We start from the raw sequence: 1412 nt of genomic DNA, 5'->3' as shown, positions 1-1412 counted from the left end.
CCGCGCCGAGCGGGCGCCCGCCGGGGCCCAGCGGCCAGTCCTCCGGCCGCAGTCCGAGCAGGCCGTGCGGGACCAGCAGGCGGAACAGGGCGGGGGCGCCGTCGAGGTCGGCGTCGTGGAAGGCCGCGGTGAGTTCGGCGGCCGCGTGTTGGGGGAGCAGGCCGACCGGGGTGGCGGTGTGGTCGTCGGTGACGGTCTCCGGTCCGGCGTCGGGGCCCGCGTCGGTGATCTGTATCAGCCAGTCGCACACCTGCGGGTTCCAGCCGTCCTGCCACACCTGGAGGGTCACCGTCCGCGCCGCCGGTGGCGGCTCGCCGGGCGTGTCGGCGGGCGGGGCCGACTGGAGCAGGCGCACCCGTCCGATCCGGTTGATCAGTTCCCCGCGGACGAGGACGTCGAGGTCCACGCCGAGTTCCTCCACCCAGTCGCAGAGTTCGTCCCGGCCCCTCTTCTCCAGCGGGTCGCGGGGTGGCCCGCAGGTCTCCAGCGCCCAGGTGACGTACTCCAGGTACAGCTCCAGCTGGCCGGAGCGGTCCGCTCGGGCTCCGCGCAGCAGCCCTATCCCGTCGCGCCACAGGTACGGGCGGGCCACCATGCCGGGGCCGCGCACCAGGCCGCGGATCGTGTGCCGCAGCGCCATCGGGTCCGCCGGCGGCGGCAGGGCCCCCAACCAGGCGAGCAGGCGGGTCAGTTCGGAGGGGCGCAGGTCGGTACCCCGGGCCGCCGCGGTGGCGGGCAGCAGGTTCTGCCCGTCGGTCCAGGTGCCGGCGGGCGGGGCGAGGGACATCGCGTCCCCGTGGTGCCGGTCGTGGGCGGTGAGCAGTTCGTGGTGCAGTCCGCGGGCCCTGGGGAGCAGGCTCAGCTTGGCCAGGTCGACGAAGTAACCGCCGCTCTCCGGAGGGGCGTTGCGGTAGTAGGGGTCGGGTGGGGCCATGTTCTTGCCCTTCACCAGGCCGACCACCTCGCCCCGTTCGAGATCCAGCACCGGGCCGCCGGAGACGCCCTCGCGCGGCGTCTCGCCGACGAACCGGATCAACTGCCGCTCGGCGCCGTGGTCGTGGGTTCCGCCGACGCGCGCACCGGCTCCGATGCGCACGGCGTCGTCGTCGCCGCGGGGCACCCAGCCGCAGTAGCGCACCTCGGCGTCGCTGTCGGTGCGGGCGGGCCGGTGCGACAGCAGCGCGCAGGGGTGCGGGCCCGCCTCGCGCAGCCGGAGCACGGCGAGGTCGGGCGGGTGGTGGTTGCCGTGCTCGTCGGGACCGCCGAGCACCGCCTCGACGACGGCGCGCACGGCGAGGGACCGGCCGCCGCCACCGGGTTCACCGGGCTCGTACACCACCGTCACCCCCTCGCCCTCCTCGGCCCCGTCCAGCACGTGCGCACAGGTCAGGACGCGTCCGGGGGCGGCGAAC

Annotated in this window: 1 protein-coding gene; it reads right to left on the bottom strand. The window is 75.8% G+C overall.

The annotated features are described in order from the left end of the window. The coding region (locus HW445_RS30920; protein ID WP_180224093.1) for a serine protease at positions 1-1412 on the bottom strand (1412 nt) is incomplete at both ends.

Source organism: Streptomyces sp. UH6 (genome assembly GCF_013421635.1).
GTDB classification, from domain to species: domain Bacteria; phylum Actinomycetota; class Actinomycetes; order Streptomycetales; family Streptomycetaceae; genus Streptomyces; species Streptomyces abyssomicinicus.
Note: the sequence above shows the minus strand (reverse complement) of the source record. Positions and strands in the feature narration are given on the sequence as shown.